Below are 12,337 nucleotides of genomic sequence, written 5' to 3'. Positions count from 1 at the left end.
CGACCACCGAGGCTAGAACGCCTTCGTCAAGAAATCGTTGACGCCCCTTGCCGGCCACCGGCTTTCCGCCCACTCTCCCCGTCATGGCACGCTCCCGAAGCAAACAGACGGAAACCTGGGTGTTCGACCTCGACAACACCCTCTACCCCGCGTCGTGCAGGCTGTTCGATCAGATCGAGGCGCGCATGCGTGAATTCATCCGTCACCATCTGGCCATGGACGACGGGGCGGCGGGCGCGCTCAAACGCGAATTGTTCCAACGACACGGCACGACCATGAAAGGTCTGGTGGAGGAACACGGCGTTGACCCACATCAATTCCTCCGCTTCGTCCATGAAATCGACCTCGGGCCGCTGGACGCCGCCCCCCGGCTGGATGACGTTCTCGCCGCGCTGCCGGGGCGGAAGGTGATCTTCACCAACGGCTCGCGGCGCCATGCCGAACGGGTGGTGGCCCGGCTCGGCATCGAGCGCCATTTCGACGGCATCTTCGACATCGTCGCCGCCAATTTCGTGCCCAAGCCCGAACCCGTGCCCTATGCCGACATGATCGCCGCCCTCGACTTCGATCCGCGCCGCGCCACCATGGTCGAGGACATGGCCCGCAACTTGAAGCCGGCGGCCGATCTCGGCATGGCCACGGTGTGGATCCCCAACGGCACCGACTGGGGGGCCCAGGGCGGCGGCGACCATGTCCACCATGTCGCCGAGGATCTGGCCGCCTTCCTCGCCGGACACGCCTGAACGCGGGCGTCGCCGCCGCAGGCGGCGGTTGACTTGGGCGGACGGGCCCCTAATGTCCACCCGATTTTGATCGGGAGTCGACGACAATGGCCGCAAGCGAACTCGAAGCCACCATCGAAGCCGCCTGGGAGGCGCGCGACGGCATCAATGCCGCCACCACGGGCGTGGTGCGCGAGGCCGTCGATGCCGCGCTGGAACTGCTGGATGGGGGCAAGGCGCGTGTGGCGGAACCCGGGCCCACGGGCTGGGTCGTCAACCAATGGCTGAAGAAGGCGGTGCTGCTGTCGTTCCGCCTGAACGATTCCGTCGCCGTGCCGGGCGGGCCCGGTGCCGCCGGCGCCTGGTACGACAAGGTGCCGAGCAAGTTCGACGGCTGGGACGATGCCCGCTTCAAGGCCGCCGGCTTTCGGGCCGTGCCCGGCTGCTTCGTGCGGAAGTCCGCCTATGTCGCCCCCGGTGTCGTGCTGATGCCGAGCTTCGTCAACGTCGGCGCCCATGTCGGCAAGGGCACCATGGTCGACACCTGGGCGACCGTCGGTTCCTGCGCCCAGATCGGCGCCAATTGCCACATCTCGGGCGGCGCCGGCATCGGCGGCGTGCTGGAGCCCCTGCAGGCGGGCCCCGTGGTGATCGAGGACAATTGCTTCATCGGCGCCCGGTCGGAAGTGGCCGAGGGCGTGGTGGTCGAGACCGGCGCGGTGCTGTCCATGGGCGTCTATATCGGCGCCTCGACCAAGATCGTCGACCGTGCCACGGGCGAAGTGTTCCGGGGCCGCGTGCCGGCCTATTCGGTGGTGGTGCCCGGCACCATCCCCGGCAAGGGCCAGGGCGAACCCGGCCTCTACGCCGCCGTGATCGTGAAGCGCGTCGACGAGCAGACCCGCTCCAAGACCTCGATCAACGAACTGCTGCGCGACTGAGGCGGCGACGGCGATGAAGCCCCCGGTGCTGGATGCCCTGCCGCTGGCGATCGAACTGATCCGCTGCCCCAGCGTGACGCCCGATGACGCCGGCGCGCTGGACACGTTGGGCGGGGTCCTGAAGGCGCTGGGCTTCAGCGTCGAGCATCTGCCCTTTTCGGAACCCGGCACGCCCGACGTCGACAATCTCTATGCGAGGATCGGCGACGGTTCGGGCGCCGGCCCGCATTTCTGCTTCGCCGGCCATACCGACGTGGTGCCGGTGGGCGAGCGGGCGCGCTGGACCGTCGATCCCTTCGAGGCGACGGTCGATCAGGGCTATCTGCTGGGCCGGGGCGCCGCCGACATGAAGGCCGCGATCGCCTGTTTTACCGCCGCCGCCAGCGCCTTCCTCGCGGATCACAACGGCAAGGTGCCGCGCGGCGGCGCCATCTCCCTGCTGATCACCGGCGACGAGGAGGGCCCGGCGATCAACGGCACCGTGAAGATGCTGGAGACCCTGACGGCCCGGGGCGAAGTCTGGCACGCCTGCGTCGTCGGCGAGCCGACCAATCCCCGCCGTCTCGGCGAAATGGCCAAGATCGGGCGCCGCGGCTCGATCAACGGCGTGCTGACGGTCACCGGCGTCGAGGGTCATGTCGCCTATCCGCATCTGGCCGACAATCCGATCCCCGGGCTGGTGCGCCTGCTCGGGGCGCTGGACGCCCTGCATCTCGACGACGGCACCGAGCATTTCCAGCCTTCGAATCTGGAAATCACCACCATCGACGTCGGCAATGCGGCGACCAACGTCATCCCCCGCGTGGCGACGGCCCGTTTCAACATCCGCTTCAACGACCGCCACACCGGCGCCTCGCTCGACGCCCTGCTGCGGCGAACCCTGGACGGGACCGGCCTTGCCTATGATCTGGAGACCCGGGTCTCGGGCGAAGCCTTCCTGACCGAGCCCGGCGCCCTGTCGGAGATCGTCACCGCCGCGGTCCAGGCGGAGACCGGCACGATCCCCGAGCTCTCGACCAGCGGCGGCACATCGGACGCCCGCTTCATCGCGCGCCATTGCCCGGTGATCGAATTCGGCATGGTCGGCGAAACCATGCACAAGGCGGACGAAAAGGTCCGGGTCGAGGATCTGGAGCGCCTGACCCGGATCTATCACGACATGCTGCGTCACTTCTTCCGGACGGCGCGCTGAGCCGGCTGCCATTGTCGACATTGAGAATCAATATCATCTGATCTAGCTTCGAGGCGGCATTCCGCAACCGAAGGAAGACAGGATGACCCTGCTCGACAGACTGATCGGCCGCCTGCCGGCGATCGAGGACGCGCACGCCCATTGCGACATCCCCTGCGGCATCTACGACCCCGGCCCCGCCCTGATCGCCGCCGTCTCGGTGGTGCGCATGATGGACATCATCCACGAGGTCGCGGCCAAGACCGGGGTCGACGAGGCGTCGCGCCTCAATACGCTGGTGCGCAACATCGCGGCCAAGGAGAGCGAGGCGGAAAAGGTGAAGGCCGAGATCCGCATCATCTGGGGCGACTATTTCAAGGCGCCGCTGGTCGAGAAACACCCCGAGATCCATGACCTGACCCAGAAGATCATGCAGGCCGCGAGCGCCTGCCGCCAGGACGTCCATCGGGCCGACGGCGAGAAGCTGGTCGACCTGGTCAATCGTTTCGCGGAGATCTTCTGGACGACCAAGGGGATCGAGACCATGCGCAGGCCCTGCCCCTATCCGCCCAAGCTGGACGTCGTCTACCCCGTGCTTTGATGCCCGCGCCTTGACGTTCCGCGCGCCGGCGATGGGCACGCCGTGGTCGGGCTGGCGCCTGTTCCGCGTCCGGGGGCGGAGCATGGCGCCGACCTTCCGCGACGGCGACATCGCCGTCGGGCGCCTGCCGGGACATGGCCGGCCGCCGCGTCCCGGCGACGTCGTCTGCGTCCGGCGGCCGGGCGAGCTTCAGATGATCAAGCGCCTCGGCCCGCGCGCGGCGGACGGCCGCTTCCGGCTTTCGGGCGACGGCCCCGCCTCGGCGCCGTCGATCGACCTCGGCGGCGTGTCGGAATGCCAGATCGTCGCCCGCGTGGTCGTCCGCGTCCCGGGCTTTCGCTTCGGCGCGCGCCGCCGGCAATGAGATCCACAAGATCACATCACGGGCGGACCGTTCAGCGGCCGCCCAGGATCACGTCCAGAATGATGCCCGTGGCGATCGAGGCGATGACCACGTCGGCGCCCACGGAATAGTAGCGGTAGCCGTAGGGCAGCGGGCGAAGCTGCGCCACCAGGACCGGATGCAGCGGCTGGTAGTAGCCGCGCGGCAGATGGGCGCCGCGCACCGGCCCATGATAATGACCCGGCGGGATCGGCCGGTAATAGGCCGGATAACGCTTGTACCAGTGATGGAAATGCTGGCGCTCGCGCTGTTCGAAGCGCACGCCGTCGCGGTAGCCGCCGCCATAGCCCTTGTCGTAACCACGGCCGTAACCCCGGGCATAGGCCTGGGACGGATGGCGATGGTCGCGGTCGCCGTAGCGCCGGCCGTCGTCGTAGCCGTGACCATGTCCGTTCTGATACGAATACCGGTTGTAACCACCATCGTCGTGATGTCCGCGATCGCGGGCGAAAGCCCCGGCGGCGGGCAGCGTCAGCGCCGCGGCCAGGGCGGCGATCGTCAGTGTCTTGCTGATACCCATCGTCGTATCCTCCCATCGGGGAACTGTCGGATAAACCCGGTGCGGGGCCCCGGGTTCCGTCGCCGTCAGCGAACGACGTCACGGATGATGTCGAGGATGATCCCGGTCGCGGTCTCGACCAGCAGCACGTCGGGCCCGACGATCATGCGCTGATAGCCCCGGGGCGCCGGCGGCAGGGCGTTCGACAGGCCGGGCGGCAGCGCCTTCCTGGCGATGCCCGGCGGCAGGCGCCCCTTGGTCACGAGCTGTCGGCGCAGCCCCGGCGGAAGGCTGCTGTAATAGCCCGAATTGCGCAGGAAGAAATTGGAGACGATCTGGCGATCGGTCGCCGAAAAGCCGAGGTCGGCCGCGACGGTCACGACACGGGCGCCGCCGTAGCCGCTTTTCCTGCCGGTGTCGGCCTGGGCGGCCGGCGCCGTCAGGGCGACCGCCAGACCCAGGGAAAGCCCGAGCCAGGCGGCGGCAAGTCCCGCACCGGCGCGGTTTCCGGTTCCGACCATGGTTGCTGTGCTCCTTCTGCCTTCGGAACGTTCAACGCATCCGAAGCCACAAGGGTTCCCATGGCCGGCGCCGCGGTCAATGCCCGGAAAGCACGATCTGGGCGATGATGCCGGTCGCGATCGCCGCCAGCACGACATCGCCGCCGACCGCGAAATAGGCATAGCCGGCGGGCGGGCGGGGCAGGATGTCGACCAGATCATGGGGCGGGCGGCGATAGTGCCCCTTCACCAGCCGGCTGTTCACCACCACGGTCCGGCTGACGCTCTGGGGCACCGGCTGATGCCAGCCCCGATGGTGCTGCTGCCATTGCCGCACCTGTTCCTGGCGGCTGTGGTCGATGGTCACGACCGGACGCCTGTCATGGCCGCGATCGTCGTGGCGCTGGCCGCTCCGATGCGGGCTGCCCTGGTGCGGGTTGTCCTGGTGCGGGTTGTCCTGGTGCTGTTGGGGATAGGGTTGCGGCCCGCCCTGGGCCATGGCGGCGAGCGGCGCCGTCAGGGCGACGGAAAGGGCGAGAATCGTCGCGAGTGTCTTGTTCACGGCACGTCTCCTTCAGCCATTCGACTGGCGAACATTCACCTCTGGAACGTTCGGCGTGCCGGTTTCCTGTGCCGGATTCCTGTGCCGGTGCTACGGACCCGGCAGATCGCCCCGGTCGTCGTAGTCGACGGCGGTCAGCACCAGGCCTTCGGGCGGGGCCGTCGGCCCCGCCGCGTCGCGCCGCCGGGCGGCCAGCGCCGCCGCGACATCCGCCGGCCCCCATTTGCCCTCGCCCACCAGCCGGAGCGTGCCGACCATGATCCGCACCTGGTTATGCAGGAACGAGCGTGCCGCGGCATGGACATGGATCTCTTCCCCGACCCGCAGCACGTCGAGCGCGTCGAGGGTCTTGACGGGCGATTTCGACTGACAGCCGGTGGCGCGGAAACTCTCGAAGTCGTGATGCCCGACCAGGACGCGGGCCGCCGCCGCCATGGCCTCGACGTCCAGCCTCCGACAGGTATGCCACACCCGGCCGAGATCGAGGGCCGGCGGCGGCCGGCGGTCGAGGATGCGATAGCGATAGCGCCGCCCGATGGCGGAGAAGCGCGCGTGGAAATCGTCGCGCACCCGCGCCGCTTCCAGGATCGAGATCGGCAGGGGCTTCAGGTGGAAGTTCAGGGCGTTGCGCAGACCGACGCCGTCGATATCGCGCGCCATGTCGAAATGGGCGACCTGGCCCGTGGCATGGACGCCCGCATCGGTCCGTCCGGCGGCATGCAGGGTGGGCGCCGCGCCGTCGTTCAAATGGGCCGCCGCCGCCTCGATCGCGCCCTGAATCGAGGCGCGCCCCTCCTCCTGGCGCTGCCAGCCGGAAAAGGCGCCGCCGTCATATTCGATGGTCAGGCGATAGCGCGCCATGGCCGGCCCTCAGCCGGCGATCGTGCCGGCGGCGACCGGGAAGCCGGCGATCGTGCCGGCGGGCACCGCGAAACCGCGCAGGAACTCGGCGACGGGCTGGGCGCCGCGGCCCGCGCGCTGCACCAGAAGGGGCCGGATCGCGCCCGTGCCGCAGGCGATGGTCAAATTGGCGTCGATGACCGTGCCGGGCACGGCATCGCCACCATCCTCCGGCAGGGCTTCGGCCCGCAGGATCTTGCAGCGTTCGCCCAGGATTTCGGTGAAGGCCCCGGGGCTCGGCGCCAGGGCGCGGATCTGGCAATCCACCGCTTCCGCCGACTGGGTGAAGTCGATGCGCGCCTCGTCCTTGGCGATCTTGCGGGCATAGGTCACGCCCTCCGCCTCCTGGGCGCGGGGCGTCACCCGGCCCGTCGCGATCAGGGCGAGGCCGTCGACCATCAAGGGGCCGCCCAGCGCCGCGAGACGGTCGTGGATCGTGCCGGCATTGTCGTCCGGCCCGATGTCGATCTTTTCCTCGAGCACGATCGGTCCTTCGTCGAGCCCCTCCGACATGGCCATGACGGCGACGCCGGTCTCGTCGTCGCCGGCCCAGATGGCGCGCTGGATCGGCGCCGCGCCGCGCCAGCGCGGCAGCAGGGAGGCATGGAGATTGAAGCAGCCGAGACGCGGCGCCCAGAGGACGGCCGCCGGCAGGATCAGGCCATAGGCGACAACGACGGCGGCGTCGAGGCCGAGATCGGCGAAAGCCTTCTGCTCCTCCACACCCTTAAGGCTCTTCGGCGTGCGCACCTCGATACCCGCCGCCTCCGCCGCCTTGTGGACCGGCGAGGGGGTGAGCTTGTGGCCGCGATTGGCCGGGCGCGGCGGCTGGCTGTAGACGGCGGCGACGTCATGGCCTGCGGCGATCAGCGCCTCCAGGGTCGGCACGGCGAAATCGGGCGTGCCCATGAAGGCGAGACGGAGCCGGTGGGGCGCAGCGGACATGGGTGGCGGAACCGGGTCAGACCCGGGCGAACTTGCGCGACTTGGCGAGCTTGCGCATCAGCATGGAGCGCCGCGCGAGCGAGAGATGGTCGACGAAGAGAATGCCTTCGAGGTGATCCATCTCGTGCTGGATGCAGGTGGCCAGCAGGCCCTCCATCTCTTCCTCGTGCGCTTCGCCGTCGCGGTCGCGATAGGAAACGCGGACGCGGGACGGGCGCTGCACCTCGGCATATTGCTCCGGCACCGAGAGACAGCCTTCCTCATAGGTCGACAATTCGCCCTCCGAGGTCCAGACGATCTCGGGATTGATGAAGACGCGTGGCGCCTTCTCCTCGTCCTCGCGCGAGATGTCGATGACCAGCAGGCGCTTGGCGACGCCGACCTGGATCGCGGCGAGGCCGATGCCGGGCGCCGCATACATGGTCTCGAACATGTCGTCGATCAGGCATTGCAGATCGGCATCGAACACCTCGACCGGTGTCGATTTCTGTTTCAGGCGCGGATCGGGCGCGATGAGGATGGGTCGCATGGCCATGGGCCACAGGTATGATGTCCGGCGGGCGGCGTCAAGGCGGCGGCGATGCGCGCGGCACATACCCTTCTTGTCTCCGGATCCACCCGATGCTAGGACCGGCGCCAACTTTCATGCCGAGGGGAGAAAGCCATGCGCCGGACCATGCTGCAGGCCAAGCTGCACCGGGTGAAGGTCACCCATTGCGAACTCGACTACGAGGGCTCCTGCGCCATCGACGAGGATCTGCTCGAAGCCTCGGGCCTGCTGCCGCTGCAGAAGATCGACATCTACAACGTCAACAATGGCGAGCGGTTCTCGACCTACATCATCCGGGCCGAGCGCGGTTCGCGCGTGATCTCGCTGAACGGCGCCGCCGCCCGTCTCGCCCAGAAGAACGACATCCTGATCATCGCCGCCTATGTCGAGGTCGAGGAGGCGGAACTGCCGTCCTTCGAGGCCAGGCTGGTCTATGTCGACGACGAGAACCGGATCAAGAAGACGGCGACCGACATCGCGGTGCAGCCGGCCGCCGGCTGGGGCGCCGCCGCCGAGTGATGGTCCCCGACTGAGCGACGGCCCCATTGAGCGAAGGACCGAAAAACTACATCACCCCCGAAGGCTACGCCCGCCTGGCGGACGAATTGCGCCACCTGACGCGGGTGGAGCGGCCGAAGGTGGTGGAGGTGGTGTCCTGGGCCGCCGGCAACGGCGACCGTTCTGAGAACGGCGACTATATCTACGGCAAGAAGCGCCTGCGCGAGATCGACCGCCGCCTGCGTTTCCTGATCAAGCGCCTCGAAGGCGCGACCGTGGTCGACCCCGCCGCCCAGAAGGTGAAGTCCCGCGTCTTCTTCGGTGCCCATGTCACCTATGTCGGCGACGACGACGTGGAGAAGACCGTGCGCATCGTCGGCACCGACGAGGCCCGCACCGACCGGGGCGAAATCTCCTGGATCTCGCCGGTCGCCCGCGCCCTCCTGAAGGCCGAGGTCGGCGACGTGGTCGAAGTCCGCACGCCCCAGGGGCCGGAGAGCCTCGAAGTGGTGGCCATCCGCTACTGAGACTCTCCGGAACGGGGAAATGCCGCGTTCGCGTCATGTTAAGAAGTTGTCTGCTAGAAAGGCGGCAGACGATCCACGGGATCTTGCCACAAGGACACCAACGCCATGCTCAAGGCCGTTCCGCTCCAGCCTGTCTCGGACGCCGAAGCGATCATCGCGTTCTGGCGCGCCGCCGGCCCGGACAAATGGTTCTCGAAGGACGAAGCCTTCGACACGGACTTTCGCGACCGCTTCCTCGACCGGCATCTGGCCGCCGCCGCGCGCCGCCTGGATTCCTGGGCCATGACGCCCGACGGCGCCCTGGCGCTGATCATCCTGCTCGACCAGTTTCCGCGCAACGCCTTCCGCGATACGGCACATATGTTCGCGACCGACGGGCTGGCCCGCCATTTCGCCCGGCGCGCCCTGGCGCTCGGCCACGACAAGGTGGTGGCGCCGGAACTGCGCGGCTTCTTCTACCTGCCCTTCGAGCATTCCGAGGATCTGGCCGACCAGGATCTCTCGGTCGAGCTGATGCGCCCCCTCGGCCGGGAGGTGGAGACCTATGCCGAAATCCACCGCGACATCATCGCCCGTTTCGGCCGCTTCCCCCACCGCAACCCGGCACTGGGCCGCGAAACCACGGCGGCGGAACGCGAATTCCTGGCGAAGGGCGGCTTTTCGGGCTGACGCCCCTCAGCCTTCCGACGGCCGACGCGCGCGAAGGGCGGCGGCAAGCGTACCGTCGTCCAGATAATCGAGTTCGCCGCCGACGGGCACGCCATGGGCAAGGCGGGTGACGGCGATCGGCCGGTCGGCCAGGATGTCGGCGATGTAATGGGCCGTGGTCTGGCCGTCGACCGTGGCGTTCAGCGCCAGCACCACCTCGCGCACCATGCCGTCGCCGAGACGCCCGATCAGCCCGTCGATGCGCAGATCGCCGGGGCCGACGCCGTCGATCGCCGAGAGATGGCCGCCCAGCACGTGATAGCGCCCGCGAAAGGCGGCGGAACGTTCGATCGCCCAGAGATCGCCGACATTCTCGACGACGCAGAGCACGCTGCCGTCGCGCCCTGCATCGCGGCAGATGGCGCAGGGTTCGACCGTATCGAGGTTGCCGCAGACCGGACAGGGACGGACCTTCTCCAGGGTCTCGGCCATGGCCGCCGCCAGGGGCGCCATCAGGCTTTCGCGCCGGGCGAGCAGATGCAGCGCCACGCGCCGGGCCGACCGCGGCCCCAGGCCCGGCAGCCGGGCGAGGAGCTGGATCAGCCGGTCGAGCGCGCCGCCCGGCTCGGGGCCGCCGACCGCCATGCCGCCCGTCGCCCGATCGCCGTCAGAACGGCATCTTGAAGCCGGCGGGCAGGCCGAGGCCGGCGGTCGCCTTCTGCATTTCCTCGGCCATGCGGGCTTCGGCCTTGGATTTGGCGTCGCGCACGGCGGCGACCACCAGATCCTCCAGCACCTCGGCATCCTCGGGCACGATCAGGCTGGGGTCGATCTTCACCCCCTTCACGTCGCCCTTGCCGGTCATGGTGACTGTCAGCAGGCCGCCGCCCGAACGGCCCTCGACCTCGACCTCGTCCAGGCTGTTCTGCATCTCGGCCATCTTGGCCTGCATGGCCTGGGCCTGCTTCATCATGTCCATGATCTTCATTGCCGAAGCCTCAATCGTCGTCGGTGTCGAAATCGAAGATGTCCAGGATGGGGGCATCCTCGTCGTCCATGTCGGTTTCCTCGGCCTCGTCGTCAAGCGGGCCGGTCATGCCCTGTTTCGGCAGGGGCCGGACGTCCAGCAGGCGGATGCCGGGAAACGCCGTCTCCAGCGCGCGCACCGGGGCCGAGGCCTTCAGGCGCTCGACCAGGGCATTGCGCGCCTCCCGCGCCTGGTTGCCCAGGGTGTCGGCGCCGGTCTCGGTCGAGGTGTCGATGGTCCAGCGCATGCCGGTCCAGGCGTCGAGCTTGGCCGCGACCTCGCGCAGGCGGTTCTGGGCGCCGGGGGCGAGGCGCAGGATGATCCGTCCCGGCGCGAATTCGACCAGATGGGCATCGTTGGAGAGATGGGCCGACAGCATGATCTCGCGGTGGCGCTCGAACAGGGCGACGACCGCCGCGAAACTGTCGGGCACGGCCGGCGCCGTCTCTTCCTGGTTCAGATAGACGACATTGCCTTCCGCCCGGGGCTGGTGGTCCCGGCTGGCCATCGGGGCACGGCCGGGCGCTTCCGCCGGCACGGGCTGACGGGCCACGGCCGGCGCGCCGCCATAGGCGGCGGGTCCGCCCCCGCCGCCGCCCTGGGGGCCGCGCGGCGGCGTCCTGCCGTCCCGTTCCTCGACATATTGCTTCACCACATCGGCCGGCGGCGGCAGATCGGCGGCATAGGCAAGGCGGATCAGGATCATTTCGGCGGCCGACAGCGGACTGGGCGCCACCCGGACCTCGCCCAGGCCCTTGAGCAGCATCTGCCAGCTCCGTGCCAGCACCGGCATCGACAGGGCACGTGAGAGTTCGAGGCCCCGGTTGCGGTCGTGTTCGGAAGCTGTCGCCTCCGCCGCCGCCTCGGGCACGATCTTGAGGCGCGTCAGCCAGTGGGACAGTTCCAGCAGGTCCTGCAGCACCACGGCGGGATCGGCCCCGGTGTCATATTGATCGCCCAATTCGGTCAGCGCCGCCTTGGCGTCGCCGCGCATCACCATCTCGAAGAGATCGAAAACGCGGGCGCGGTCGGCGAGGCCGAGCATGTCGCGCACCGCCTCTTCCCCGACCTCGCCGGCGGCATGGGCGATCGCCTGATCGAGCAGCGAAAGGGCATCGCGCACCGAACCTTCGGCTGCCCGCGCCAGCAGCGCCAGCGCCGCCGGGCTGACGTTCGCCCCCTCCCTGGCCGCGATTCCGCCCAGATGGGCGATCAGCCGGTCCTGATCGATACGGCGCAGGTCGAAACGCTGGCAGCGCGACAGCACGGTTACCGGCACCTTGCGGATCTCGGTCGTCGCGAAGATGAACTTCACATGGGGCGGCGGTTCTTCCAGCGTCTTCAAGAGCGCGTTGAAGGCGCTGGTCGAGAGCATGTGCACTTCGTCGATGATGTAGATCTTGAAGCGTGCCTGGACGGCGGCGAAGCGCACGCCCTCGATGATCTCGCGGATGTCGTTGACGCCGGTGCGGCTGGCGGCGTCCATTTCCTGGACGTCGATGTGCCGGCTCTCGGCGATGGCGATGCAATTGGCGCAGGTGCCGCAGGGCTCGACCGTGGGGCCGCCCCTGCCGTCCGGGCCGATGCAGTTCAGGCCCTTGGCGATGATTCGCGCCGTCGTCGTCTTGCCGACGCCACGCACGCCGGTCAGCATGAAGGCATGGGCCAGCCGCCCCGCCGCGATGGCATTGGTCAGGGTACGCACCATCGCCTCCTGACCGATCAGTTCGGCGAAGGTCGAGGGGCGGTATTTCCGGGCCAGGACGCGATAGGGCTCGGCCGGGGTGTCCATCGGAATCGGATTGTCCGTCATCGCGGGCGATTGTGGCCGCTGCACTGCCCG

Annotated in this window: 17 protein-coding genes; 8 read left to right on the top strand and 9 right to left on the bottom strand. The window is 68.7% G+C overall.

The annotated features are described in order from the left end of the window. The first annotated feature begins 119 nt into the window (after positions 1 to 119). The 5 genes from L2U69_RS09325 to L2U69_RS09305 all read left to right on the top strand — a co-directional run bounded on the left by L2U69_RS09325 (position 120) and on the right by L2U69_RS09305 (position 3,799). Positions 120 to 743: a pyrimidine 5'-nucleotidase gene (locus L2U69_RS09325; RefSeq protein ID WP_236106538.1), complete on the top strand. Its 624-nt coding sequence runs from the start codon at positions 120 to 122 to the stop codon at positions 741 to 743. 86 nt (positions 744 to 829) lie between these two features. Next, positions 830 to 1,663: a 2,3,4,5-tetrahydropyridine-2,6-dicarboxylate N-succinyltransferase gene (gene dapD, locus L2U69_RS09320; protein ID WP_236106537.1), complete on the top strand. Its 834-nt coding sequence runs from the start codon at positions 830 to 832 to the stop codon at positions 1,661 to 1,663. Positions 1,664 to 1,676: 13 nt separating this feature from the next. Next, the gene (dapE, locus tag L2U69_RS09315) at positions 1,677 to 2,855 is read left to right on the top strand and encodes a succinyl-diaminopimelate desuccinylase (protein ID WP_236106536.1); all 1,179 of its coding nucleotides are present in this window, start codon (positions 1,677 to 1,679) and stop codon (positions 2,853 to 2,855) included. 82 nt (positions 2,856 to 2,937) lie between these two features. Next, positions 2,938 to 3,435, top strand: coding sequence for a superoxide dismutase, Ni (gene sodN, locus L2U69_RS09310; RefSeq protein ID WP_236106535.1), 498 nt, complete (start codon positions 2,938 to 2,940; stop codon positions 3,433 to 3,435). Between the two features lie 10 nt (positions 3,436 to 3,445). Beyond that, positions 3,446 to 3,799 (top strand): S24 family peptidase, encoded by a 354-nt coding sequence (locus L2U69_RS09305; RefSeq protein WP_236106534.1) that lies wholly within the window; start codon positions 3,446 to 3,448, stop codon positions 3,797 to 3,799. A gap of 31 nt (positions 3,800 to 3,830) precedes the next feature. On the opposite strand, the gene L2U69_RS09300 is transcribed toward L2U69_RS09305, so the two are convergent. The 6 genes from L2U69_RS09300 to def form a co-directional block, all read right to left on the bottom strand. Continuing rightward, positions 3,831 to 4,358, bottom strand: a complete 528-nt coding sequence (locus L2U69_RS09300) for a hypothetical protein (protein WP_236106533.1) — start codon at positions 4,356 to 4,358, stop codon at positions 3,831 to 3,833. Positions 4,359 to 4,423: 65 nt separating this feature from the next. Further along, entirely contained in the window at positions 4,424 to 4,858 is a 435-nt protein-coding gene (locus tag L2U69_RS09295) for an RcnB family protein (RefSeq protein WP_236106532.1), read from the bottom strand. Between the two features lie 76 nt (positions 4,859 to 4,934). Beyond that, positions 4,935 to 5,399, bottom strand: coding sequence for an RcnB family protein (locus L2U69_RS09290; RefSeq protein WP_236106531.1), 465 nt, complete (start codon positions 5,397 to 5,399; stop codon positions 4,935 to 4,937). Positions 5,400 to 5,489: 90 nt separating this feature from the next. Continuing rightward, positions 5,490 to 6,260 (bottom strand): tRNA pseudouridine(38-40) synthase TruA, encoded by a 771-nt coding sequence (truA, locus tag L2U69_RS09285; protein WP_236106530.1) that lies wholly within the window; start codon positions 6,258 to 6,260, stop codon positions 5,490 to 5,492. Positions 6,261 to 6,269: 9 nt separating this feature from the next. After that, entirely contained in the window at positions 6,270 to 7,244 is a 975-nt protein-coding gene (gene fmt / locus L2U69_RS09280) for a methionyl-tRNA formyltransferase (protein WP_236106529.1), read from the bottom strand. 16 nt (positions 7,245 to 7,260) lie between these two features. Further along, on the bottom strand, positions 7,261 to 7,779 hold the full coding sequence (def, locus tag L2U69_RS09275; protein ID WP_236106528.1) for a peptide deformylase: 519 nt from the start codon (positions 7,777 to 7,779) through the stop codon (positions 7,261 to 7,263). A gap of 129 nt (positions 7,780 to 7,908) precedes the next feature. Here def and panD point away from each other — a divergent pair, with 129 nt between their 5' ends. From panD to L2U69_RS09260, 3 genes are all read left to right on the top strand, one after another. Continuing rightward, the gene (gene panD, locus L2U69_RS09270; protein WP_236106527.1) at positions 7,909 to 8,313 is read left to right on the top strand and encodes an aspartate 1-decarboxylase; all 405 of its coding nucleotides are present in this window, start codon (positions 7,909 to 7,911) and stop codon (positions 8,311 to 8,313) included. Between the two features lie 26 nt (positions 8,314 to 8,339). Beyond that, on the top strand, positions 8,340 to 8,819 hold the full coding sequence (gene greB / locus L2U69_RS09265; protein ID WP_236106526.1) for a transcription elongation factor GreB: 480 nt from the start codon (positions 8,340 to 8,342) through the stop codon (positions 8,817 to 8,819). A gap of 105 nt (positions 8,820 to 8,924) precedes the next feature. Further along, on the top strand, positions 8,925 to 9,488 hold the full coding sequence (locus tag L2U69_RS09260) for a DUF924 family protein (RefSeq protein WP_236106525.1): 564 nt from the start codon (positions 8,925 to 8,927) through the stop codon (positions 9,486 to 9,488). A 6-nt stretch (positions 9,489 to 9,494) separates the two neighbouring features. On the opposite strand, the gene recR is transcribed toward L2U69_RS09260, so the two are convergent. Genes recR through L2U69_RS09245 form a run of 3 tightly spaced genes read right to left on the bottom strand, consistent with a single transcriptional unit; the run spans position 9,495 to position 12,307 of the window. Beyond that, positions 9,495 to 10,112 carry a recombination mediator RecR gene (recR, locus tag L2U69_RS09255; protein WP_236106524.1) on the bottom strand — a complete coding sequence of 206 codons (618 nt, stop codon included), beginning with the start codon at positions 10,110 to 10,112 and terminating at the stop codon, positions 9,495 to 9,497. A 22-nt stretch (positions 10,113 to 10,134) separates the two neighbouring features. Next, positions 10,135 to 10,455 (bottom strand): YbaB/EbfC family nucleoid-associated protein, encoded by a 321-nt coding sequence (locus tag L2U69_RS09250; RefSeq protein WP_236106523.1) that lies wholly within the window; start codon positions 10,453 to 10,455, stop codon positions 10,135 to 10,137. 10 nt (positions 10,456 to 10,465) lie between these two features. Continuing rightward, positions 10,466 to 12,307 (bottom strand): DNA polymerase III subunit gamma/tau, encoded by a 1,842-nt coding sequence (locus L2U69_RS09245; protein ID WP_236106522.1) that lies wholly within the window; start codon positions 12,305 to 12,307, stop codon positions 10,466 to 10,468. Positions 12,308 to 12,337: the final 30 nt, after the last annotated feature.

It is taken from the genome of Zavarzinia marina (genome assembly GCF_021568905.1).
Lineage (GTDB): Bacteria > Pseudomonadota > Alphaproteobacteria > Zavarziniales > Zavarziniaceae > Zavarzinia > Zavarzinia marina.
This window is presented reverse-complemented; position numbering and strand designations above follow the sequence as displayed.

Bases quoted from the DNA above. Each gene is read 5' to 3' on its own strand.
- dapD (WP_236106537.1), top strand. From the start codon at position 830: ATGGCCGCAAGCGAACTCGAAGCCACCATCGAAGCCGCCTGGGAGGCG.
- dapE (WP_236106536.1), top strand. From the start codon at position 1,677: ATGAAGCCCCCGGTGCTGGATGCCCTGCCGCTGGCGATCGAACTGATC.
- sodN (WP_236106535.1), top strand. From the start codon at position 2,938: ATGACCCTGCTCGACAGACTGATCGGCCGCCTGCCGGCGATCGAGGAC.
- L2U69_RS09300 (WP_236106533.1), bottom strand. From the start codon at position 4,358: ATGGGTATCAGCAAGACACTGACGATCGCCGCCCTGGCCGCGGCGCTG.
- L2U69_RS09295 (WP_236106532.1), bottom strand. From the start codon at position 4,858: ATGGTCGGAACCGGAAACCGCGCCGGTGCGGGACTTGCCGCCGCCTGG.
- truA (WP_236106530.1), bottom strand. From the start codon at position 6,260: ATGGCGCGCTATCGCCTGACCATCGAATATGACGGCGGCGCCTTTTCC.
- fmt (WP_236106529.1), bottom strand. From the start codon at position 7,244: ATGTCCGCTGCGCCCCACCGGCTCCGTCTCGCCTTCATGGGCACGCCC.
- def (WP_236106528.1), bottom strand. From the start codon at position 7,779: ATGGCCATGCGACCCATCCTCATCGCGCCCGATCCGCGCCTGAAACAG.
- panD (WP_236106527.1), top strand. From the start codon at position 7,909: ATGCGCCGGACCATGCTGCAGGCCAAGCTGCACCGGGTGAAGGTCACC.
- L2U69_RS09260 (WP_236106525.1), top strand. From the start codon at position 8,925: ATGCTCAAGGCCGTTCCGCTCCAGCCTGTCTCGGACGCCGAAGCGATC.
- recR (WP_236106524.1), bottom strand. From the start codon at position 10,112: ATGGCGGTCGGCGGCCCCGAGCCGGGCGGCGCGCTCGACCGGCTGATC.
- L2U69_RS09250 (WP_236106523.1), bottom strand. From the start codon at position 10,455: ATGAAGATCATGGACATGATGAAGCAGGCCCAGGCCATGCAGGCCAAG.
- L2U69_RS09245 (WP_236106522.1), bottom strand. From the start codon at position 12,307: ATGACGGACAATCCGATTCCGATGGACACCCCGGCCGAGCCCTATCGC.